17 protein-coding genes and 1 tRNA gene are annotated in these 21,147 nt (G+C 67.1%); 8 read left to right on the top strand and 10 right to left on the bottom strand.

Annotation, left to right across the window (positions count from 1 at the left end):
* Nucleotides 1–243: 243 nt before the first annotated feature.
* A complete protein-coding gene (locus tag ACIQCN_RS10900; RefSeq protein WP_400610891.1) occupies nucleotides 244–1,542 on the bottom strand; it encodes an alkaline phosphatase family protein in 1,299 nt (432 codons plus the stop codon).
* Nucleotides 1,539–3,191, bottom strand: a complete 1,653-nt coding sequence (locus ACIQCN_RS10905) for an alkaline phosphatase D family protein (protein WP_400610893.1) — start codon at nucleotides 3,189–3,191, stop codon at nucleotides 1,539–1,541. Before ACIQCN_RS10905 ends, ACIQCN_RS10900 begins: the two co-directional genes overlap by 4 nt.
* Nucleotides 3,192–3,354: 163 nt before the next feature.
* Between ACIQCN_RS10905 and ACIQCN_RS10910 the strand changes: the two genes are divergently transcribed.
* The gene (locus tag ACIQCN_RS10910) at nucleotides 3,355–3,714 is read left to right on the top strand and encodes an ArsR/SmtB family transcription factor (protein WP_400610895.1); all 360 of its coding nucleotides are present in this window, start codon (nucleotides 3,355–3,357) and stop codon (nucleotides 3,712–3,714) included.
* The gene (locus tag ACIQCN_RS10915) at nucleotides 3,711–4,184 is read left to right on the top strand and encodes an SRPBCC family protein (RefSeq protein WP_400608162.1); all 474 of its coding nucleotides are present in this window, start codon (nucleotides 3,711–3,713) and stop codon (nucleotides 4,182–4,184) included. The genes ACIQCN_RS10910 and ACIQCN_RS10915 overlap by 4 nt, the downstream gene beginning before the upstream one ends.
* A 79-nt stretch (nucleotides 4,185–4,263) precedes the next feature.
* Here ACIQCN_RS10915 and sucD read toward each other — a convergent pair whose 3' ends face one another.
* The 4 genes from sucD to ACIQCN_RS10935 form a co-directional block, all read right to left on the bottom strand.
* Nucleotides 4,264–5,166, bottom strand: a complete 903-nt coding sequence (gene sucD / locus ACIQCN_RS10920) for a succinate--CoA ligase subunit alpha (protein WP_133352068.1) — start codon at nucleotides 5,164–5,166, stop codon at nucleotides 4,264–4,266.
* An 11-nt stretch (nucleotides 5,167–5,177) separates the two neighbouring features.
* Nucleotides 5,178–6,347 (bottom strand): ADP-forming succinate--CoA ligase subunit beta, encoded by a 1,170-nt coding sequence (gene sucC, locus ACIQCN_RS10925; RefSeq protein ID WP_009358168.1) that lies wholly within the window; start codon nucleotides 6,345–6,347, stop codon nucleotides 5,178–5,180.
* Nucleotides 6,348–6,593: 246 nt separating this feature from the next.
* Complete coding sequence (gene pcrA / locus ACIQCN_RS10930; protein WP_400610972.1) at nucleotides 6,594–9,059, bottom strand: DNA helicase PcrA; 2,466 nt, start codon at nucleotides 9,057–9,059, stop codon at nucleotides 6,594–6,596.
* 57 nt (nucleotides 9,060–9,116) lie between these two features.
* Nucleotides 9,117–9,947 (bottom strand): inositol monophosphatase family protein, encoded by an 831-nt coding sequence (locus tag ACIQCN_RS10935; RefSeq protein WP_400608165.1) that lies wholly within the window; start codon nucleotides 9,945–9,947, stop codon nucleotides 9,117–9,119.
* Nucleotides 9,948–9,979: 32 nt separating this feature from the next.
* On the opposite strand from ACIQCN_RS10935, the gene ACIQCN_RS10940 reads away from it, so the two are divergent.
* Nucleotides 9,980–10,627, top strand: a complete 648-nt coding sequence (locus ACIQCN_RS10940; protein ID WP_400610896.1) for a hypothetical protein — start codon at nucleotides 9,980–9,982, stop codon at nucleotides 10,625–10,627.
* On the opposite strand, the gene ACIQCN_RS10945 is transcribed toward ACIQCN_RS10940, so the two are convergent.
* Nucleotides 10,610–11,389: a DUF998 domain-containing protein gene (locus ACIQCN_RS10945; RefSeq protein ID WP_400610898.1), complete on the bottom strand. Its 780-nt coding sequence runs from the start codon at nucleotides 11,387–11,389 to the stop codon at nucleotides 10,610–10,612. The genes ACIQCN_RS10940 and ACIQCN_RS10945 overlap by 18 nt on opposite strands.
* Before the next feature lie 83 nt (nucleotides 11,390–11,472).
* Here ACIQCN_RS10945 and ACIQCN_RS10950 point away from each other — a divergent pair.
* From ACIQCN_RS10950 to ACIQCN_RS10960, 3 genes are all read left to right on the top strand, one after another.
* Nucleotides 11,473–11,545, top strand: a tRNA-Arg gene (locus ACIQCN_RS10950).
* A gap of 1 nt (nucleotide 11,546) precedes the next feature.
* On the top strand, nucleotides 11,547–12,017 hold the full coding sequence (locus ACIQCN_RS10955; RefSeq protein WP_400610900.1) for a DUF6314 family protein: 471 nt from the start codon (nucleotides 11,547–11,549) through the stop codon (nucleotides 12,015–12,017).
* A complete protein-coding gene (locus tag ACIQCN_RS10960; protein WP_400610902.1) occupies nucleotides 12,014–12,436 on the top strand; it encodes an NUDIX domain-containing protein in 423 nt (140 codons plus the stop codon). The genes ACIQCN_RS10955 and ACIQCN_RS10960 overlap by 4 nt, the downstream gene beginning before the upstream one ends.
* 1 nt (nucleotide 12,437) lies before the next feature.
* Here ACIQCN_RS10960 and ACIQCN_RS10965 read toward each other — a convergent pair whose 3' ends face one another.
* Nucleotides 12,438–14,351 carry an ABC transporter ATP-binding protein gene (locus ACIQCN_RS10965; protein ID WP_400610904.1) on the bottom strand — a complete coding sequence of 638 codons (1,914 nt, stop codon included), beginning with the start codon at nucleotides 14,349–14,351 and terminating at the stop codon, nucleotides 12,438–12,440.
* Nucleotides 14,348–15,991, bottom strand: a complete 1,644-nt coding sequence (locus tag ACIQCN_RS10970) for an ABC-F family ATP-binding cassette domain-containing protein (RefSeq protein ID WP_400610906.1) — start codon at nucleotides 15,989–15,991, stop codon at nucleotides 14,348–14,350. Before ACIQCN_RS10970 ends, ACIQCN_RS10965 begins: the two co-directional genes overlap by 4 nt.
* 243 nt (nucleotides 15,992–16,234) lie before the next feature.
* Here ACIQCN_RS10970 and ACIQCN_RS10975 point away from each other — a divergent pair, with 243 nt between their 5' ends.
* Together ACIQCN_RS10975 and ACIQCN_RS10980 are read left to right on the top strand one after the other, a co-directional pair.
* Entirely contained in the window at nucleotides 16,235–16,984 is a 750-nt protein-coding gene (locus tag ACIQCN_RS10975; RefSeq protein WP_400610908.1) for a hypothetical protein, read from the top strand.
* A complete protein-coding gene (locus ACIQCN_RS10980) occupies nucleotides 16,981–17,715 on the top strand; it encodes a hypothetical protein (protein ID WP_400610909.1) in 735 nt (244 codons plus the stop codon). Before ACIQCN_RS10975 ends, ACIQCN_RS10980 begins: the two co-directional genes overlap by 4 nt.
* Before the next feature lie 228 nt (nucleotides 17,716–17,943).
* On the opposite strand, the gene ACIQCN_RS10985 is transcribed toward ACIQCN_RS10980, so the two are convergent.
* Complete coding sequence (locus ACIQCN_RS10985; RefSeq protein WP_400610911.1) at nucleotides 17,944–21,060, bottom strand: alpha-mannosidase; 3,117 nt, start codon at nucleotides 21,058–21,060, stop codon at nucleotides 17,944–17,946.
* Nucleotides 21,061–21,147: the final 87 nt, after the last annotated feature.

Raw genomic sequence — 21,147 nt, forward strand, 5'->3', positions numbered from 1 at the left:
GTGGAAACCCTGGACCTTTTGGACAGGAATCCGGCTCTGTCTGCGGTGGCGTGGGCCACACGCACTACTTTGCCCTAGATCGGATGTCCTGTCAAAGGTTTGTACTGACATACTTACAACAGGCTACGCCCGGCCGCCCTCGCCACCTTAAATGGCAGCGCGGGGTCACCCTAGGCCCAATCCCGGGGGATTATTGGGCCGAAGGTGACCCCGCGTTGCTTTAGGGGGCGGCGGGAAGTGAGGCTACATGTTCAGCGCGGAAGTCCGTGCCACGCCGTCATACCCGCCCGCGGGCGGCCTGAGCCCGTAGATGCTGCCCACAGTAGGCGCCACATCCACGGTCCGGGCGGGCTCTGAGGACGTGGCTCCGCCCACCACCAGCGGACTGCCGCCTGAGATGAAGAAGGGAATAGGTTCCGTGGCCGGATGTCCGTGGTTGCCCGGGATCGGGTTGGACGCCACATACGGGTCCGCGAAGCGCCAGCCGGCCCGGCAATAGGCCACCAGGTCCCCCGCCTCGGGCCCCAGCCGCAGGTTTGCCGGTGCACTCACGGACAGAACCCCGGGGTGGGCCGCCACCAGTTCCGCCACGGCAGCCATGCCGGCGGCGCGTTCATCATCGGCGCCCGTCCAGTACAGCAGATCCGCGCCGCCGTTCTGCGCAATCTTGACGTTGGCCTGCAGTTCCGGGCGGGACTGCAGGATCAGATTGATCGACACCACATTCGTGGGGATGGACCAGTCCATGGAATGGTCGGCCAGCACCGTCAGAACGCTGGACTCCCACTTACCTGCACCCTTGAGATGTTCCACGAACCGGCCCACCTGCAGGTCGGTCTCAGCAAGGGCCGCCTCGCGGGCGGCACGCAGGGTGGTTCCGGACAGGTCGGAATGCCCCACCCGGTCAATGTCACCCAGATTGGTGAACACCACGTCCGGGTCCGGGCCGCCTACCATCGCCAGCAGGGCGTCCATCGTGGCCACGTCCGGCGCATGTCCGGTCACCGGCAGCAGCGGCTGCGGTTCCCAGCGGTAGGTGGCGCGCTCCCCGAAAATCCCGAACAGGTACCTCTTGCTCAGCACCGACCCCGTGGTCAGCCCGCGTTCCCGCAGCCGCTCGAGCAACGTGGGAAAACGAAGGTCCGCCGGCCGGTCCAGGTCGCGGACCACACCTTCGGCGCGGTCGAAGACGGAATTCGCGGGAACGCCCGACCGGTCCGGCCGCACTCCGGTCATCATCATTACGTGGTTCGGAATGGTTTCCATCACCGGCAGTGACCGCGCGGCCGGAAAATTCGTCCCGGCACCCCTGAGCGCCGCAAGATTTGGCGTCAGAGCAGGCGTGATCTCGTCCGGCCGGCAGCCGTCCACCACCAGGATGTAACTCCGGACGCGCGGAGGCTCTTTCCCGGTTGCCGGAGCAGCCCAGGCTTCCCCTTGCGCCGAGGAAAGCACGACGGCGGCGCCTCCTGCCGCGGCTACCTTCAGGAATTGCCGGCGGCCCGGCGTCGGGAGGGCATGCGTCGCCTGCCCGCCTTTCACAGCGCACCTCCCGCCGCGGGAACGGCCTTGCCGGTCCCGGCGCCCACACTGAAGGACGTGGACAGTGTTGCCGGGGACCCTGCCGAAGTCCTGTCAGCGAGGACGTACCAGTCCATGCGAACGCCTGCGGGGGTGACGTCCAGGACCGAATAGCCGTGGGAATCGAAGTCGAGGTGCTTGACGTGCGGGTTTGCCGCCCTGATGGCCGCTTCCACGGAAAGGGATCCCGTGCGTGGCGGAACGTTCAGTATGTCGTCCAGGTTGTCGCTCGTCACTGAAGTGCAGACAAGTTCGGCAGCCACGGAGTCACCCGTGGCCGGATAGGTTGCCGGGTCGGCGGGAATGTCACATGCCCAGCCCGAATGGATGTCCCCGGTGAGGAACACGGTGTCCTTCACTGCGTTGTCCCGCAGGTGCCGCACTACCCTGCTGCGGTCCGCTTCATATCCGTCCCACTGGTCCACGTTGTAGGGGACGCCGTCGATGGTGGTCCCGCCCATAAGCTCCTGGACACCGGCCAGCTCGCCGGCACTGAGCGTCGACGGGACCTTAACGGGCGTAATCATGACAGGGTTGCCCACCAGCTTCCACTGCGGGCCGGAGGAGTTGAGGTTGTTCAGCAGCCAGTCCATCTGCGCCGTACCTGTAATGGTCCGGGCGGTGCTGTCCACTGCAGGGTCTGCACCGCTGGAGGCCTGCAGGTCCCTGTAGGAGCGAAGGTCCAGCATCGAGAGGCTGGCCAGCGAGCCAAAGTCCAGGCGGCGGTACAGTTGGCCGCCCGGTTCGTAGCGCACCGGCATCCACTCGGCGTAGGCCTGCCGCGCTGCGGCCGACCGGTCGCGCCAGGCCCCTTCGGCACCCTCCGTATGGTTTTCCGCGCCGTCCTTCCACGCATCGTTAGCGGACTCATGGTCATCCCACGTGACGATGAACGGTGCCGCTGCGTGCAGTGACTGGAGGTCTGGATCGGTCTTGTACTGGGCGTGCCGGCGGCGGTAGTCCTGCAGCACGGTCATTTCCCGGGCCGGCTCGTGGGGCCGGACCACGACATCGCGCGCCTGGTACTCACCGGGCGCATACTCGTAGAGGTAGTCACCCAGGTGCAGGACGGCGTCAAGGTCACCCCGGGCGGCGAGGTGGCGGTAGGACGAGAAATAACCCGCCTGCCAGTTGGCACAGGACACCACCCCGAACTTCAGCCGGTCGACCGACGCGCCTGCCGCGGGGGCTGTACGCGTCCTGCCCACAGCCGATAAGGCCTTACCAAACTTGAAGCGGTACCAGTAGGTGGTCCCCGGTGCTAGCCCGTCGGCGAGGACCTTGACCGTGTGGTCGCGTCCAGGGCCGGTGGGCGCGGAGCCCCGGGCAACGATCTTTCGGAACCCGCTGTCCGGTGCCACCTCCCAAGTCACCGTCACGTCGGGCCCCCTGCCGCTGCCCGGAAGGGCTTCCGCCACTGGCGTGACGCGGGTCCACAACAGTACGCTCGAGGGCATCGGGTCCCCTGAGGCGAGGCCGTGGGCAAAGACGGTGCGGTCAGCAGCATCCAAGGCCCAGGCAGGAGCGTTGGCGGTAGCGGCGCCAGCCGCACCGGCTACAGCAACGGCACCCGCGGAGCGCAGAACTTGACGACGAGTAAAGTTGTTCATCAATCCAGTATCCGGACGGCCAGGGGCATGAACCGCCAATTTCGACCGCTGTTCTCTGGGCGTTCACCAACTGTTCCCCCGCGCCCTTCCTTCCCGGCATCCACGGGTATAAAGTTAAACAACCGTTTGGTTGATAAACAATTTAGTTGATTAGGTGGCCTGCATGAACCCCGACCAGACCGGTCTCAATGGTGCTTTCATGGCCCTTGCGGACCCCGTGAGGCGGAGCATCATCGCCCGGCTGAGCCGGGGAGCGGCCACCGTAAATGAGCTGGCGGAACCTTTCGAAATTTCCAAGCAGGCGGTTTCGAAGCACATCCAGGTCCTCGAGCAGGCGCAGCTGGTCACCCGCAGCCGGGAGGCCCAGCGCAGGCCCGTCCACCTGAACCCCGCACGGCTGGAGGCACTCACCGCCTGGATCGACCAGTACAGGCTGGTCCGCGAAGAGCAGTTCCGCAGCCTCGATGCCGTGCTTCAATCCAGCGCCGGGCACCACGGCGCCAAGGCAAAGGAAACGCCATGACCAATCCCCTGAAGCTCTCCGTCCCCGAGGGCCTGCCCTTCATAGATTTCGAGCGCGAATTCGATTTTCCGGTCGCGGACGTGTTCCGCGCCCACAAGGATCCGGGGCTCATTGCCCAGTGGCTCGGCCCGCGCCGGATGAAGATGGACGTGGACCACTACGAGTTCCGGACAGGCGGGTCGTATCGATATACCCACACCGGTCCCGAAGGAGTGCCCTACGAGTTCCGCGGAGTCTTCCACACTGTCCGCGAGAACGAATTCGCCCTGCAGACGTTCGAATTCGGCGGCTACCCGGACGTGGTCAGCCTCGAATCCATGACATTCGAGGACCTGGGCGGCGGCAGATGCCGTATCCGCGGCCATGCCGTCTACCCGAGCCTGGAAGCCCGGAACGGCATGGCAGAGTCCGGAATGGAAGGCGGCATGACCGAAGGCTATGAGCGCCTGGACGAGCTACTCTCAGCTTAAACAGCAACGCGGGGTCACACCGGCCCAATCCCGAGGGATTGTCTGGCCTGAGGTGACCCCGCGTAGCGGGTAGGAACTACTAGAGCGCTGCGTAGACCTCGCGCAGCAGCTTGGCGGTCTCGGACGGCGTCTTGCCGACCTTGACGCCTGCAGCCTCCAGGGCTTCCTTCTTGGCCTGGGCGGTTCCGGCGGAACCGGAGACGATGGCACCGGCGTGGCCCATGGTCTTGCCTTCCGGAGCCGTGAAGCCTGCCACGTAGCCGACAACCGGCTTGGTGACGTTGGCCTTGATGAAGTCGGCGGCACGCTCTTCGGCGTCGCCACCGATCTCGCCGATCATGACGATTGCCTTGGTCTCGGGGTCAGCCTCGAATGCGGCCAGCGCATCGATGTGCGTGGTGCCGATGATGGGGTCGCCGCCGATGCCGATGGCGGTGGAGAAGCCAAGGTCGCGCAGTTCGTACATCATCTGGTAGGTCAGGGTGCCGGACTTGGAAACCAGTCCGATGGGGCCCTTGCCCGTGATGTTGGCGGGGGTGATGCCCACCAGCGCCTCGCCCGGGGTGATGATGCCGGGGCAGTTCGGTCCGATGATGCGGGTGACCTGGTTGCCGTCGGCGTCCACCTTGGACTGGGCCAGGGCCCAGAATTCAGCGGAGTCCTGGACCGGCACGCCTTCGGTGATGACGACTACCAGGCCGATGCCTGCTTCGATGGCTTCAACAACGGCGTTCTTGGTGAATGCCGGCGGAACGAAGACGATGGAGACGTCGGCGCCGGTTTCCGCCATGGCTTCCTTGACGGTGCCGTAGACGTTGATTTCCTGGTCGCCGTGCAGGACCGTGGTGCCGGCCTTGCGGGCGTTGACGCCGCCAACAATGTTGGTTCCGGCCTTCAGCATCAGGGCGGTGTGCTTGGTGCCTTCGCCGCCGGTGATGCCCTGGACGATGACCTTGGAGTCCTTGTTCAGATAGATAGACATGGTGCGTCCCTTTACTTAGCTGCGTTGGCGAGCTCGGCGGCCTTGTCGGCGCCCTCGTCCATGGTGGCGGCCAGGGTAACCAGCGGGTGGTTGGCCTCGTTCAGGATGCGGCGGCCTTCCTCGACGTTGTTGCCGTCAAGGCGGACTACCAGCGGCTTGTTCGCGGTGTGGCCGAGCTCGGCCAGTGCACCGACGATGCCCTTGGCGACGGCGTCGCAGGCGGTGATTCCGCCGAAGACGTTGACGAACACGGACTTGACCTGCTCGTCGCCGAGGATGACGTCCAGGCCGGCAGCCATGACCTCGGCGGAGGCTCCGCCGCCGATGTCAAGGAAGTTGGCGGGCTTGACGTTGCCGTGGTTTTCACCGGCGTAGGCAACAACGTCGAGGGTGGACATCACGAGGCCGGCGCCGTTGCCGATGATGCCGACTTCGCCGTCGAGCTTGACGTAGTTGAGGTCCTGCGCCTTTGCCTTGGCCTCAAGGGGATCGGCAGCGTCCTTGTCCTCAAGCAGCGCGTGCTTGGCGTGGCGGAACTCTGCGTTCTCGTCGAGGGAGACCTTGCCGTCAAGGGCGATGATCTCGCCGGCGCCGGTGCGGACGAGCGGGTTGACCTCCACCAGGGTTGCGTCTTCCTTCTTGAAGACGTCCCAGAGCTTGAGGATGACGTCGGCCACCTTGCCGCGCAGTTCCTCAGCGAAGCCTGCCGTGGCGACGATTTCGTCCGCCTTGGCCTGGTCGATGCCGACGGCGGGGTCGATGGCTACCTTGGCCAGCGCCTCCGGGCGTTCGACGGCGAGCTGCTCGATTTCCATGCCGCCTTCAACCGAGCACATGGCCAGGTAGTTGCGGTTGGCCCGGTCCAGCAGGACGGAGAAGTAGAACTCTTCGGCGATGTCCGCACCCTGGGCAATCATCACCTTTTTGACGGTGTGGCCCTTGATGTCCATGCCCAGGATGTTGGTGGCGTGCTCAAGTGCCTCGTCAGCGGACTTTGCGACCTTCACGCCGCCGGCCTTGCCGCGGCCGCCGATCTTGACCTGTGCCTTGACGACGGTGACGCCGCCAATCTTTTCGGCAGCTGCCTTTGCTTCTTCTGGGGTGTACGCCACGATGCCGGCCAGCACGGGTACACCGTGCGCCTCGAACATATCGCGCGCCTGGTATTCAAACAGGTCCACGGTTTAGTGTCCTTCTACGTCGAAGTAGTTTCTATACAGTCGGACACCATCGATAGACGATGACCGGGCTGCGGATTGCACGCACCGGCGGCCTGTCTGGAAACGAGCCACGCGGCGCAATGCTCCTCTGGGAACTCTAGTCCTTTATGGGGACCGGCCCGTCCCAGACTACCGCTTATGTGAGTAAGGACACTATTCTATGAAGCGTAGAAAAAACCGCGGATTTCCGGGGTTTTTGGCCGCTTCTCAGGCGTCGAGCTTGGTCAGGGGGGCGTAACGCAACAGCAGCCGCTTCTCGCCCACGCTGAACTTGACCTTCGCCACCGTCTTGTCACCGGAACCCTCCACCGCCAGTACCGTTCCGTCGCCGAAGCTGTTGTGGTTGACCTTGTCCCCCACGCTAACGGCCACGATTTCCTTCTGCGGCTGCACCCTGGTGCGGGCCACGACCGCGGGTACATCGGCGTTGAATCCGGCAGATGAATCGGCGGCGGCCCCGCGGGCGCTGCCTGCACCCCAGAACGAGCCGCTGTAACGGCCCGAACCGATGGAGCCACTGCTTCCCCACCCCGCCTGGCGCGAGGTTCCTTCACGCTTCCAATCGAGGAGTTCGGCCGGGATTTCCTCCAGGAACTGGCTGGCCGGGTTGTACTGGCTTTGCCCCCACATGCTGCGCACCTCGGAACGGGTGACGTACAGCCGCTTCCGCGCCCTGGTAAGGCCCACGTACGCGAGCCGCCGTTCCTCGGCGAGCTCCTTGGGGTCCGTGGCCGAACGCTGGTGCGGGAACAGCCCGTGTTCCATGCCGGTAAGAAAGACGACCGGGAATTCCAGGCCCTTGGCCGTGTGCAGGGTCATCAGCGTGACCACTCCCAGGCGTTTGGCTTCTGCTACGGCGGCGTCGATATCCGCGCCGGGGGCGTCGGGGATCTGGTCTGCATCCGCAACGAGGGACACCTGCTCCAGGAACGCTGCAAGGGACCCTTCCGGGTTGTCCCGTTCATATTCGCGGACGACGGCGACCAGTTCCGCGAGGTTTTCGACGCGCGACTCATCCTGTGGATCCGTACTGGAGCGCAAGGCCGCGAGGTAACCGGTCTGTTCCAGCACGGCCTCCAGAGCGGCGGCCGCACCGGAGCCCTCGGCCACCTCCCTGAGGTCATCGAGCAGCTTCACGAAGCCCAGGACGGCGTTCACGGAGCGGGTGGCCATGCCGGGGGCCTGCTCCGCGCGGCGCGCCGCAGCCATGAACGAGGACCGTTCCCGTTCGGCAAGGGCCGCCACGGCGCCCTCCGCGCGGTCGCCGATTCCGCGCTTTGGTTCGTTCAGCACCCGGCGGAGGTTGACGTCGTCGTCCGGGTTGACCAGCACGCGCAGGTAGGCGAGTGCGTCCTTGATCTCCTTGCGCTCGTAGAAGCGCGTGCCGCCCACCACCTTGTACGGCAGGCCTACGCGGACCAGGACGTCCTCGATGGAACGGGACTGGGCATTTGTGCGGTAGAAGATGGCGACGTCGCCGGGCCGCAGGTTGTCCTCGTCCTGGAGCCGGTCGATCTCCTTGGCGATGAACTGGGCTTCATCATGCTCGTTCTCGCCCACATATCCGATGATCTTGTGGCCCTCGCCCTCCGCGGTCCAGAGCCGCTTTTCGGGCCGGTTGGGGTTGCGGGAGATGACCGAGTTCGCGGCGCTGAGGATGTTCTGCGTGGAGCGGTAGTTCTGCTCCAGCTTGATGGTCCGGGCCTCGGGATAGTCCTTCTCGAACTCCACGATGTTGCGGATATCCGCGCCGCGGAAGGCGTAGATGGACTGGTCCGAGTCGCCCACCACCGTCAGCTCAGAGGCGCCGGGGCCCTCCCCCACTATCTCGCGGACCAAGGCGTACTGGGCGTGGTTGGTGTCCTGGTACTCGTCCACCAGGACGTGCCGGAACCGGCGTCGGTAGGACTCGGCGAGCGCAGGGAACGCCCGGAACATGTACACCGTTTCGGCGATAAGGTCATCGAAATCCATGGCGTTGGCCTGGCGCAGCCGCTGCGTGTAGCCCTTGTAGACCTCGGCCACAGCCTGCTCGAAAGGATCGTTGTAGTTCGCCGAGGATGCGTAGGAATCCGCGTCGATGAGCTCGTTCTTGAGCGCTGAAATCCTGTGCAGGATGGCCTTGGGTGCAAACTTCTTGGGATCCAGGTCCAGGGCCTTCGACACCTGCGTGACCAGGCGCAGCGAATCCGCGGAATCATAGATGGAGAAGTTGGATTTCAGCCCCACGTTCGCGGCTTCCTGCCGCAGGATCCGGACGCAGGAGGAGTGGAAGGTTGAGATCCACATGATCTTGGCGCGGCCGCCCACCAGCGCCTCGATGCGTTCCCGCATTTCCGCGGCCGCCTTGTTGGTGAAGGTGATGGCCAGAATCTCACCGTGGTGGGCGCGGCCCGTGGCGATCAGGTAGGCAATGCGGTTGCTCAGGACGCGGGTCTTGCCCGAACCGGCGCCGGCAACGATAAGCAGCGCGGAGCCTGCGTGCCTGACCGCTTCCTCCTGCTGCGGGTTCAGGCCCTCCAGGAGCTGCGCGGCGTCCGGCCGCGGCGATCCATGGTGTCCGCTTCCGCCCGGGCCCGCCGCCTTGGCCACCCCTTCAGGGCTTGCTGCAGTGCGGGCGGCAACTGCGGGAGCAGCCGTGAACGGTCCGTCAGAGTACGGGTCAAACAACATATCCATGGTGCCTACAAGTCTAGGCTGTGGGACCGACACCCGGTCCCGGCCTGTGGATTACTGCACCGAACCGGACTCCAGCGCGGCACGCAGGCCGCGGACCGCCGTCGTTCCTCCTGCCATGAACCACTCCAGGCCGTTGACCGTGACGGTGTCCACCGCACCCCCGGCAGCGCGAACGATTGCCTTGCCCGGCAACCAGTCCCATTCAGGACAGCTGTGCTGGAACCAGCACCCCAGCTGCCCGTCCGCAACGCGGCCAAGGTCGCAGGAGCCGGATCCCAGCATCCGGAGCGCCGCCGCGGACGTTGCCGCAGCATGCCACGGCATGGCGCACAGCGGGTCCATCAGCCAGGTGGGATGGATGTAGGTGGCGGCGCCGAGGGCGGCCACGGGTACGGCGTTGCGTTCTCCCTCCTCGTCGCGGAACGCGGTGATCGGCTCGCCGTTCAGGGACGAAGCGTGGTCCTGGCCGCCCAGCCAGAGCTTGTCCTCCTCGGGCTGGTAAATGGCGCCGAGCAGCACGTCGGAACTGTCCTTGAGGGCGATGGCGGAGCACCAGTAGGTGGATCCGTGCAGGAAGTTGTAGGTGCCGTCCACCGGATCGATCACCCAGGTGCGGCCGCTGGTTCCGGCCACGGAGGCACCCTCCTCGCCGAGAATGCCGTCAGCGGGGCGGCACCGCTGCAGCTGCTCCAGCACGTACGCCTCGGCCGCATGGTCCGCGGCGGTCACAACGTCGGAGACGGAGCTCTTTTGCTTCGACTGCAGTCCGGCCATCCGCATCAGCAGCGCCAGCTGCCCGGCCTCGCGGACCAGGGCCGCGGCCAGTTGGTAGTCGTCCAGGGAAGGGTCAAGTTGAACAGCGCTGTGCCTGCCAATGGTCATGGCTTCAGTTTATGGGGCCCGATAATGGTGCCATGGCCAAAACCCCCGCCCAGCGCATCAGGAAGCACGGTTCCAAGGCGGCTGTTCCGCAGCACCATCTGCCGCCGGTAATCAACCCCACCACCGCCCGGACACCGGAGAAAGCGCAGAACAACAGCAACCTGATCCTGATCGCCGGCGTGGTGGCCAGCCTGTTCCTGTTCTGGTACCTGCACCTCCTGACGCTGAACCAGCTCACGGATCTGTCCGGCGGATTGGCCATGCCGGATTCGCTGGTGGGCGGCTTTGACCCGGCCTACATCGCGCAGCTGCAGGAGGCCATGGACGGCGACGCCCGCGGCCAGCTCAACTACGTCCACAAAACCGCAGGCACGCTTTTTCCGCTGATCTTTGGCTTCACCTGGCTGCTGCTGATCGGCACCAGCGTTGCCCGCCGGGCGGTGCGGTGGGCGCTGTGGGCCGTTCCCCTGCTGTTCGTGGTGGTCCGTCTCGGGGGCAACGCCGCCATCGACGCGATGATGGCCTCAGCCGGCGCGGACGCCGGCCAGGTTGCTCTTGCCTCGGGCCTCACCGTTGCAGGCTGGGTGCTGCTCGTACTGGCACTGGTGGCCGGCGCCGCCGCCGTTGCAACGCGGGGTCGCATTAGGCCACTCCGGGGCGGTTCACTGGGCCGGAAGTGACCCCGCGCTCCTTTTGGCAACCGCGCGGAGTTCCTTCCGGTGGCGGTGCACCCTGCGGGCGATGACCAGGCCCGCCGTGGCCATCCCCACCGTCACGGGGTAGCCCATCAACCGTTCCAGCGTGCCGGGCTCGGGGACCGCCATGCGGGTGATCCCGCCGGTGGCCAGCGCCGCCAGGGACACAAGGCCGCAGGCCAGGATGAACCAGGCCATCGGTGTCTTTCGGACCCACAGAGCGCCCAGGACCACCAGCGCCGCGGCGCCGGCCAGGAAGTACATGACTGCGCCTGCCAGGTGCCAGCCGGAGCCCGCATCTTCCGGCACCAGCCCTACTATCACCGTGCCCGTGCCGGCCGCCCCCGTGAGCAGGCGGACCCAAAGCGCCGCAAGCCAGGGCTTCCGGGTGCCGGGACGGATGCGCAGGTCAGCCCGTGCCGCCACGCACAGGAGCGCCGAGCTCAGCAGGAGGGCGCCCACCACCATGCCCAGCCCCTGGACCACAAATGAGGCATTCATCAGCCAGTTGAGCGGCGAGCAGACCTGGCGTCCGTCGAAGACCCCGCAGTGCAGCGCGCCCAGGTCGCTGATGTAGCCCGTCCTCAGGTCGTAAGGCCGCGGCCCGGCCCAGGCGCCGATTGCCGCGGCTTCCGCCGCGAAGTACTGGAGCACGCTCAGCACCGCCCAGGCGCCGATGTATTGGCGGGTCGATGCAGTATCGGGAATGAACACCGCCGCGGGGGCGGCCTGCCGGGCTGGACTCATGCCTTGAGCGTAGTACGCGCCCGCACCTTGTATGCTTGTATCCATGTCCGCCCGGACCGGCCCCGCCGATCCTTCGGACACCCGCCCTCGTAGCTCAGTGGATAGAGCACGGCTCTCCTAAAGCCGGTGTCGTTGGTTCGATTCCAATCGAGGGCACTTGAACCTTCCTTCCCCGGAGTTCGACCTCCGCGCCTACCTCCTGGGCCCCGGCGATCCCGGGCCCGGCAGCTGGAGCGTGGACCGGGACCTGCTGGACCGGACGCAGGGCACCCGGGGAACCTTTTCCGGCGTCGTACGCTTCGTTTCCACGCCCGACGGCGGCCTTGCCCTGCGCGAAGACGGCACTGTGCGCTGGCCTTCTTTCGCCGGGCCCGCTTTCCGCGAGTACCTCCTGCGCCCGTCCGGGCGTCCCGACGCGCTGGACGTGTTTTTTCCTGACGGCCGGCCGTTCCACCGGATGAGCTTCTCCCCGGACGCCAACCTGGACCGGCACTGGTGTGATCCTGACACATACCGCGTGACGTATACCTTCGAGGGGGTCCAAAGCTTCACTTACAGCTGGGACGTGACCGGACCGCGGAAGGACCTGCTGCTCGCATCCCGCCTGACCCGCCTGGAGGACGTGTGAAGGACCGGATCGTCGTTTCCGCCGTTTGCGTCTTCGATGATGCCGGCCGCCTGCTGACAGTCCGCAAACGCGGGACCCGGATGTTCATGCACCCCGGTGGCAAGCCGGAACCGGGCGAGTCGGCAGCCCAGGCCGCGGCGCGCGAGCTGGCCGAGGAGGTCGGGATCGTTTTGGAACCCGCAGCCTTGTGCCTGATGGGCGTGTGGATCGCGGACGCCGCCAACGAGGCCGCCACGGACATTGAGGCCACGGTGTTCCTGGCCCCGGGGACCTGGACGGCGCTCCCGTCCGCCGAGATCGAAGAGATCCGCTGGCTGGACCCGGCCGACCCGCCCACGCCGGATCTCGCACCGCTGCTCACGGACCACATCCTGCCCGGGCTCACCCGCTCCCGGCCCCGGGTTGCCGGCCGGCCGTAGCCTACAGCTCGGGAACGGCTTCCTGCGCCACCGCGGTGGCCTCGGCGAACTGCGTCCGGTACAGCTCCGCGTAACGTCCGTCCGCAGCCAGGAGTTCGGTGTGCGTGCCGCGTTCCACGATCCTTCCGTCCTCCACCACCAGGATGGCGTCCGCTGCCCGCACTGTGGACAGCCGGTGGGCAATAACCAATGCCGTCCGTCCTTCCAGTGCGGCACCAAGGGCGGCCTGTACCGCGGCCTCGTTCGTGGAGTCCAGCGCTGCGGTTGCTTCGTCGAGGATGACCACCCGGGGCTGGGCGACCAGCAGCCGGGCGATGGTAAGCCGCTGGCGTTCCCCACCGGAGAGCCGGTAGCCGCGCTCCCCCACCACGGTTTCCAGGCCGTCCGGCAGGGACCGGATCATGGCTTCCAGGCGGGCCTGCCGGATGGCTTCCCACATGTCGTCCTCCGTGGCATCCGGTCGGGCCAGCCGCAGGTTGGAGGCGATGGTCTCGTGGAACAGGTGCCCGTCCTGGGTCACCATGCCCAGAGTGTCCCGGAGGGACTCGAACGTGGCGTCGCGGACGTCCACCCCCGTTCCGGACACGGATCCGCCCAGGCGCACCGCCCCCGAATCGACGTCGTAGAGGCGGGCGAGCAGCTGCGCGATGGTGGACTTGCCCGCGCCGGAGGAGCCCACCAGCGCCACAGTCTGGCCCGGTTCCACCCGGAAACTGATCCCGTGCAGCACTTCCTCGCCGCCTCGGGTGTCCAGCGTGGCCACCTCTTCGAGGGAGGCCAGTGACACCTTGTCCGCGGAAGGGTACGCGAAGCGGACGTCGTCGAACTCCACGGAGACGGGCCCGGCGGGAACTGCCGTGGCGCCCGGCTTCTCCTGGATCAGCGGCTTCAGGTCCAAAATTTCGAAGACGCGTTCAAAGCTGACCAGCGCGCTCATGATCTCCACCCGGGCATTGGAAAGTGCGGTGAGCGGTGAATACAGGCGGGTCAGCAGCAGGGCGAGGACCACCACGTCGCCTGCCGCCAGCTGGCCCGTGAGCGCGTACCAGCCGCCCAGCCCGTACACCAGGGCAAGCGCGAGCGCTGACACCAAGGTCAGGGCCGTGACGAACGTGAACTGCAGCATCGCGGTGCGGACGCCGATGTCGCGGACCCGGCCCGCCCGGACGGCAAACTCGCGGGACTCGTCCTCGGGCCGGCCAAACAGCTTGACCAGGGTGGCGCCGGGCGCGGAAAACCGCTCGGTCATCTGGGTGCCCATGGCAGCATTGTGCTCGGCGGCCTCGCGGCGCAGGTCAGCCAGCCGTGCTCCCATCCGGCGCGCGGGAACCAGGAACACGGGCAGCAGGAGCATGGCCAGCACGGTCACCTGCCAGGACGTGCCAAGCATGACCACCAGGGTCAGGGCCAGCGCCACCACGTTGCTCACCACGCCGGAGAGCGTTCCGGCAAACGCCGACTGCGCGCCGATGACGTCGTTGTTCAGGCGACTCACCAGCGCCCCGGTGCGGGTGCGGGTGAAGAACGCGATGGGCATCTTTTGGACATGGTCGAACACCCGGGTCCGCAGGTCCACGATGACGCCCTCGCCGATGGTGGAGGACAGCCAGCGGCTCACCAGGCCCAGCCCCGCCTCGGCAACAGCCACGACGGCGATCAGCACGGCCAGTCGGACCACTTCGCCGGCCGGGGCATTGGCCACGATCGCGTCCACCACCTGACCGGCGAGGACCGGGGTGGCCACGGCCAGAAACGCCATGACCACGGACAGCACCACGAAGGCGGTCAGCTTGCCGCGGTGCGGCCGGGCGAAGCCGAGGACTCGCTTGAGGGTTTCTTTCGAGAATGGCCGGGAGCCGCTCTTGGCCCGGGTGATGTTGTACAGGGAGTGCCAGGCGACGCGGTCCATGCTCATTGCTGCTGCTCCGTTACTTGTCCGTTGTCCACTGCCCAACGTACATCCAGGCGGACGTTCTCCAGCAGGCGCCGGTCGTGCGTCACCAGCAGGAGCGCACCGTCGTAGCTTTCCAGCGCCTCCTCGAGCTGTTCAATGGCCGGCAGGTCGAGGTGGTTGGTGGGTTCGTCCAGGACCAGCAGGTTAACCCCGCGGGCCTGGAGCAGGGCCAGTGCCGCCCGGGTCCGCTCGCCCGGCGAGAGCGAGTCCACCCGGCGTTCCGTGTGGGCCGCCTTGAGCCCGAATTTGGCCAGCAGCGTGCGGACTTCAGCGGGTGCCAGGTCCACCAGGACATTCCCGACGGCGTCGGCCAGCCTTTCGTCTCCGGCCAGCAGGCTGCGCGCCTGGTCGATCTCCCCGACGGCCACCGACGCGCCCATTGCTGCGCTGCCGGAATCGGGCGCGGTCAAACCCAGAAGCAGCCGGAGCAGGGTGGACTTGCCGGCCCCGTTGGGACCGGTGATGCCGACCCGTTCACCGGCGTTGAGCTGCAGGTTGACCGGGCCCAGCGTGAAACCGCCCTGCCGCACCACGGCATCGCGGAGGGTTGCCACGACCGAGCTGGACCGGGGCGCCTTGCCAATGGAGAACTGCAGCTGCCATTCCTTCCGCGGCTCTTCCACCGCGTCCAGCCGGGCGATCCGGGACTCCATCTGCCGGACCTTCTGGGCCTGCTTTTCGGAGGACTCCGTGCTGGCGGCCCGGCGGATCTTGTCATTGTCCGGGTTCTTCTTCATGGCGTTACGGACGCCCTGGGAACTCCATTCCCGCTGTGTCCTGGCTCGCGCGACCAGGTCCGCCTTGGTGGCCGCGAACTCCTCATACTTTTCGCGTGCGTGCCGGCGCGCCACGGCGCGTTCTTCCAGGAAGGCGTCGTAGCCGCCGTCGTAAATTCCCACGGCGTTCTGGGCAAGGTCGAGCTCCACCACGGTGGTGACGCAGCGGGCCAGGAACTCGCGGTCGTGGCTGACCAGCACCACGCCACCGCGGAGTCCCTTGACGAAGTCCTCCAGCTTGGCCAGCCCGGCAAGGTCAAGGTCGTTGGTGGGCTCGTCGAGCAGCACCACGTCAAACCGGCTGAGCAGGAGGGCCGCGAGCGCCACCCGCGCGGCCTGCCCGCCCGAAAGCCCCGTCATTTCGGCGTCGGCGCCGGTGTCCAGTCCAAGTTCCGCCAGGACGGCGGGGATCCGTTCCTCCAGGTCGGCGGCGCCGGACGCCATCCAGCGGTCGAACGCGCGGGAGTACGCATCGTCCGCGCCGGGAGCGCCGCTGCCCAAAGCTTCGGCGGTGGTTTCCATCTCCAGCGTGGCCTGCGCGCAGCCGGTGCGCCGGGCAATGTAGCCGGCCACGGTTTCGCCGGCGGTGCGTTCGTGTTCCTGCGGCAGCCAGCCCACAAAGGCGTCCGAGGGCGCCAGGCTCACGGTGCCGCCCTGCGGCTGGTCCACGCCGGCCAGGATCCGCAGCAACGTCGACTTGCCGGCGCCGTTGGCCCCGACGACGCCCACGACGTCGCCCGGGGCGACTGTGAGCGAGAGGCTGGAAAAGAGCTGCCGGTGGTCGTGGCCGCCGGCAATGTCCTTGGCAACGAGGGTTGCGGTCATGGGTCGGTTCTTTCGCTGGTTTGTCCGGCCGGGTCCGTGGAACAGCGCCGGGCGGGGGTACCCGCAGCGGGGATCGGACGTCCGGGCCGCAGGACGTGAAAGAGCCCGCCGGTCCGGACTTGGGGGGTGTACGGACCAACGGGCTCAGCAATCAAGAATAGCCGAAACACCCGTGGGGGTAAAATCGTTGAAGCCGCGCCGCGGTAAAATCTTCGCATCCGCCAGTCGTCCAGAAAGCCTTCAATGCCCGTACCCGCCAAGGCGTTCCAGCGCTGGATGCAAGGCATCGCACCCGATGCCAGCACGGCGGACATCTGCCGGGTTTCCGGGATCAAACGGACCACCCTCGCCCAGCAGCTGGTGCGCGGCAAGGTGGGCGAGGCAACCGTGGTGGCCATCAGCCGCGCCTACGGCGTGAATCCCGTGGCAGCGCTGGCCGGGTTTGACGCCTATCGCAGCCTGGCCGGGCCGTGGCAGGCGCCAACGCACGGTGAGCTGGTTAGCCTGGTCTCCACCCCCGACCTCCTCCGCGCGGTCCTCGCCCGCACCGCAGAGGACTCAGCGGAAGCAGCGGGGCCGTACGGCCCGGGCGGGCCGCCGTCGCTCGCGCCCGCCCCGCACTCCACCTCGGTGCGGAACTGGGTGGATGCCATTGACGACGGCGAGTTGCGGCATAGGGTCTCCGCGGCAACAGGAGTTGCTCCGCAGAACTTTTCCGCGCAGCTCACCGCCAACCGGCTGGCGCCGGAACTGGCCGTCGCCACCTCGCTGGCAGCGGGGGTGGGCCCTGCCGGCGGGCTGGTGGCCACCGGACTGGTCACGGAGGCCGAGGCGGGCTGGCCGCCGGATGCCCGGCAGGCCGCCCTGGATGCAATGTCCGACGGCGACCTGACCGCCCTCGCCGGGGAGAGGCTGCAGGCCCTCGGCAAGGTCCTGCGCCGGCAGGAACATGACACCGCGCAAACAGAGCAGATTTGGGAGAACCTCGGATGATCGAAGTCATTCAGTGGGCAACACTGGCCACGTGCGGCCTGATTGCCGCCGCCCGCGTGCCGAGTGCGCTCCGCGGGGAGAACCGTTCGCTGTTCTACATCTTCTTCCTCATGACCCTGGCCACGCTGCTGAGCATTCATGATCCGTATGTGGCCATCGACCAGGCGCTGGGCGGCATGAACTACAGCAACCTGATGCTGCGGTTCATCATCTTTGCGGCCATCTACTTCGTGGGGATCCGGGTCACCAGGGGTTTCGGGGCCCAGGATGCCTACCGGCTGATCACCGGGCGCGTGGGCATGATGGTTCTCCTGGCGGTATCGCTGGTGCTGGTGGCCGTGTTCCTGCTGATGGACACCGCGGGCTCCTCCGCAGGGATGGTGGCGCAGGCCCACAAGGATCCGCGCAACGCGGCCCTGGTCGAGTACTACGGCGCTGCCGGCCGGGCCTACCCTGCCTACGTGTCCCTGGTGCTGCTGCCGGCCATGGTGCGCGCCGTCCGAAGCCGCCTGCCCGTCCTGGTGCGGATCGCCGCGTTCCTGCTGGGCAGCGGTGGTGTGGCCATCGCACTGACGCTGTTGTTCCCGGTGGTGCCGCCGGAGCTCGGGCCGCTCAAGTACGTGGTCAATTACACGGCGGTGCTTTGCTATGTGGTGGGGCTGGCCCTGATCTGGGTGGCAAGGATCAGGAATACCCGCAGGACAGCGGCCAGGACATCTACCGAAAAGTAACCCGTGGCGCTTTCACAAAATCATTAGAATGTGATTCAATCATGAATGTGTGAAGGCGGGGCAAATGGCGTCTTGCGAACGGGGAGAAATTCTTGGACGCCGGGGTGGCCCCGCGTGCTTTCGCACTATTGGGGGGATGAGTGGTGGCGGCCGTTGGGGACCGCCCCCACTCAGCCTTTTTAACGCCGCTGCCGGGTCTCTGTGGAGACCGGGCTTGGCCGGCCCCGGTCATCGGGCGAAACGGAGAGTCACCAGCTGGAACGGCCGCACCGACAGTTCCGCCGCCACACCTCCGCCACTGCCGCTCCCGGCAGCACCGGCATCTTCGAGCGCTTCCACGCCGGGTACCGGGGCCTCCCGCTCCAGCAGGTCCACCGCCCGGACACCGCGGGCCGGAAAGTTGGCCGTGACCGTTACCCGGGCGCGCCCGCCCAAGGACTCGTAGAGCCGCACGATGACGTCGCCGGAACCGTCTTCCGCCAGCTTGACTGCTTCCACCACCAGCGCCGGGCTGGACACCGTGACGAGCGGTTCCACCGGAGCGGCGCCCCGGACCAGCCGCGGCGCCAGGTTGGTCCGGTAGCCTTCCTGGACTGCATCGGCGATCCCGGCCCCCGGACGGATCGTGACAGTGAGTTCGTGCTGTCCGCGGTCGGCTCCCGGGTCCGGGAACTTGGGCGCACGCAACAGTGAGAGGCGCACGGTGGTGGTGGTGCCGCCGTCGTACTCCCTGATGGTCCGGGTGACGTCGTGGCCGTAGGTGGAGGCGTTCGAGATGGCCACGCCATAACCCGGCTCTCCCACATGGATCCAGCGGTGGGCACAGATTTCGAACTTCGCCGCCTCCCACGAGGTATTCGTGTGCGTTGGCCGGAGCACGTGGCCGAACTGCGTTTCCGCTGCGGAGCGGTCCGCCCGGACGTCCAGCGGAAAGCCGAGTTTCAGCAGCTTTTCGCGTTCCTGCCAGTCCACCGCCGTGGTGATGGTGAGGGACGGGCTGCCCGGTGCTAGCGTGATCCGCTGGGTGATGGCGGAAGCCCCCACAGTGCGGAGCACCACCACCGAGGCCCCATCCTCCGCGGAACCGGATTCCGGCACACCAGCAGACCCTGCCGGACCACCAGGCTCCGCCGGACCAACAGACTCTGCGGCCACCAGCGCGGTGACGTTGCGCCGGTAGAACTCGTCGATGTCCCAGGCGTCCCATTCGTTGGGAGTGTCCCGGTGCAGTTCCAGGAGGTTGCCGCGTGCCCCCGGCGCGATTGCTTCACGGCCGCTGGCATAGTCCGTCAGGGACACCAGCAGCCCGTCCGCATCGATCACCGCCCGGATCACGCCGTTGTCCAGGACATAGCCGCCCTGCTGCGGGCCGCTGGCGGCGGTGACGGTGGCCGGCGGGGGCGCGGCGGCAGGCTCGGCGGCAGCCAGCGCGGGGACGCCGTCCCGGGCATGCGGGGCCGCATTCAGCAGGAAGGCCGTGTCGCCGGCACCCAGCACGGCGCGGGCCGCCTGGCCGATCAGGGCCTCGAGGTCCGCTGCAATGGCCTCGTGGTTGCGTTCGGCGTCGCGGTGCACCCAGGCGATGGAACTGCCCGGGAGGATGTCGTGGAACTGGTGCAGCAGGACCAGCCGCCAGAGCCGCTTCAGCTCGGCTGCCGGGTAGGGGAACCCGGACCGGACGGCAGCGGTGGCACACCAGAGTTCGGCCTCGCGCAGCAGGTGCTCACCGCGGCGGTTGCCCTGTTTGGTGCGGGCCTGGCTGGTGTAGGTGCCGCGGTGCAGCTCCAGGTACATCTCGCCTACCCAGACGGGAAGGGCCCGGTAGTCCTCCTCCGCCTGGCGGAAGAAGCTCTCGGCCGACCCGATGCGGACCTTCGGGGAGCCTTCAAGGTCAGCGGTGCGCCGCGCGGCGGCGAGCATTTCGCGCGTGGGTCCGCCTCCGCCGTCGCCATACCCGAACGGCACCAGCGAGACGCTGCCGTGGCCGTGGTCCCGGTAATTGCGCTCGGCGTGCGCCAGCTCGCGGGCGCTCAGCTCGGCGTTGTACGTGTCCACGGGCGGGAAGTGGGTGAAGAGCCGCGTGCCGTCGATGCCTTCCCAGTTGAAGGTGTGGTGCGGCATGCGGTTGGTCTGGTTCCACGAGATCTTCTGCGTGAGGAACCAGCGGCCGCCGGCGGATTTCACGATCTGCGGCAATGCCCCGGAGTAGCCGAAGGAGTCCGGGAGCCAGGCCTCACGGCACTCGACGCCGAATTCGGAAAGGAAGAAGCCCTTGCCCTCCACGAACTGGCGTGCCATGGCCTCACCGCCGGGCATGTTGGTGTCCGATTCAACCCACATGCCGCCCACGGGCACGAACTGGCCGGAGCGGACCTTCTCCCGGATCCGGGTGAACAGCTCCGGGTAGTACTCCTTGATCCACGCGAACTGCTGGGCCGAAGAGCAGGAGAACACAAAGCCGGGGTCCTCGTCCATCAGCGCCACCACGTTGGAGAACGTCCGGGCGCACTTGCGGATGGTTTCGCGGACCGGCCAGAGCCAGGCCGAGTCGATGTGCGCGTGCCCGGTGGCCACCAGCTGGTGCGCGGACGCGTAGGCCGGGCTGGCCAGGACATCCGCCAATGCCTCCCGGCCGGCGGCAGCGGTTCCGGCGACATCGTCGGGGTCCATGATGTCCATCATTCGTTCCAGGGCACGGAGGATCTGGTGCCGCCGGGGCAGCTCCAGAGGCAGCTGCTTCATCAGACCGGCAAGGGTCCACACATCCTGCTGGAGTTCCCATACATTCTTGTCCAGCTCGGCTATGCCGATCCTGCCGAGCCGGTACTGCGGCGCGGTCCCGGCCGTTGCCTTGTCTCCGTAGGGGGTTGCCGCGAAAGTCCAGCCTCCGGCCACGTCCGGGTTTGCGGCCGCCTCCACGTAAAAGTCCACGGCCATCCCGGTGCCCAGCAGCTTCAGGGGAATGTACTGGTTCCGCGGCGAGATCGCCTTGATAATGGTGCCGTCCGCCCGCCAGGCGATGCCTTCACACTGGAACCCCGGCGCTTCGAGCGTGAAGCCGAGGTCCACCACCACCTCAACGGCACTTTCCGCCCGGCTGCCCCAGGATTCGGGCACCTCGCCCTGCAGCCGCAGCCACGTGGTGCTCCATGGCCTGCCCCACGCGGCGCCATGCTCCTGCGGGCGGAATTCCTGCCGCATCGCCTCCATCGCGGGAACAGGCTCCCCGGGGGCCTCCCAGCTGCTGAGTTCCAGCGGCACCATCCGTGTGTAGACGGCGGGGTTGATCCGTTCGCGGACGAACCGCTCCAGCCGGACTTCCGTGATCCGTCGGTCGTCATGCAATAGGGGCCTCTTAGCGTTGGAGTGTGACCGCGATGTCCATTCGATGGAAAAATCTACCGGCTGGCCGGAGGATAACCAAGCCCCTCC

Origin of the sequence: Pseudarthrobacter sp. NPDC092424 (genome assembly GCF_044754925.1) — a bacterium.
GTDB lineage: Bacteria > Actinomycetota > Actinomycetes > Actinomycetales > Micrococcaceae > Arthrobacter.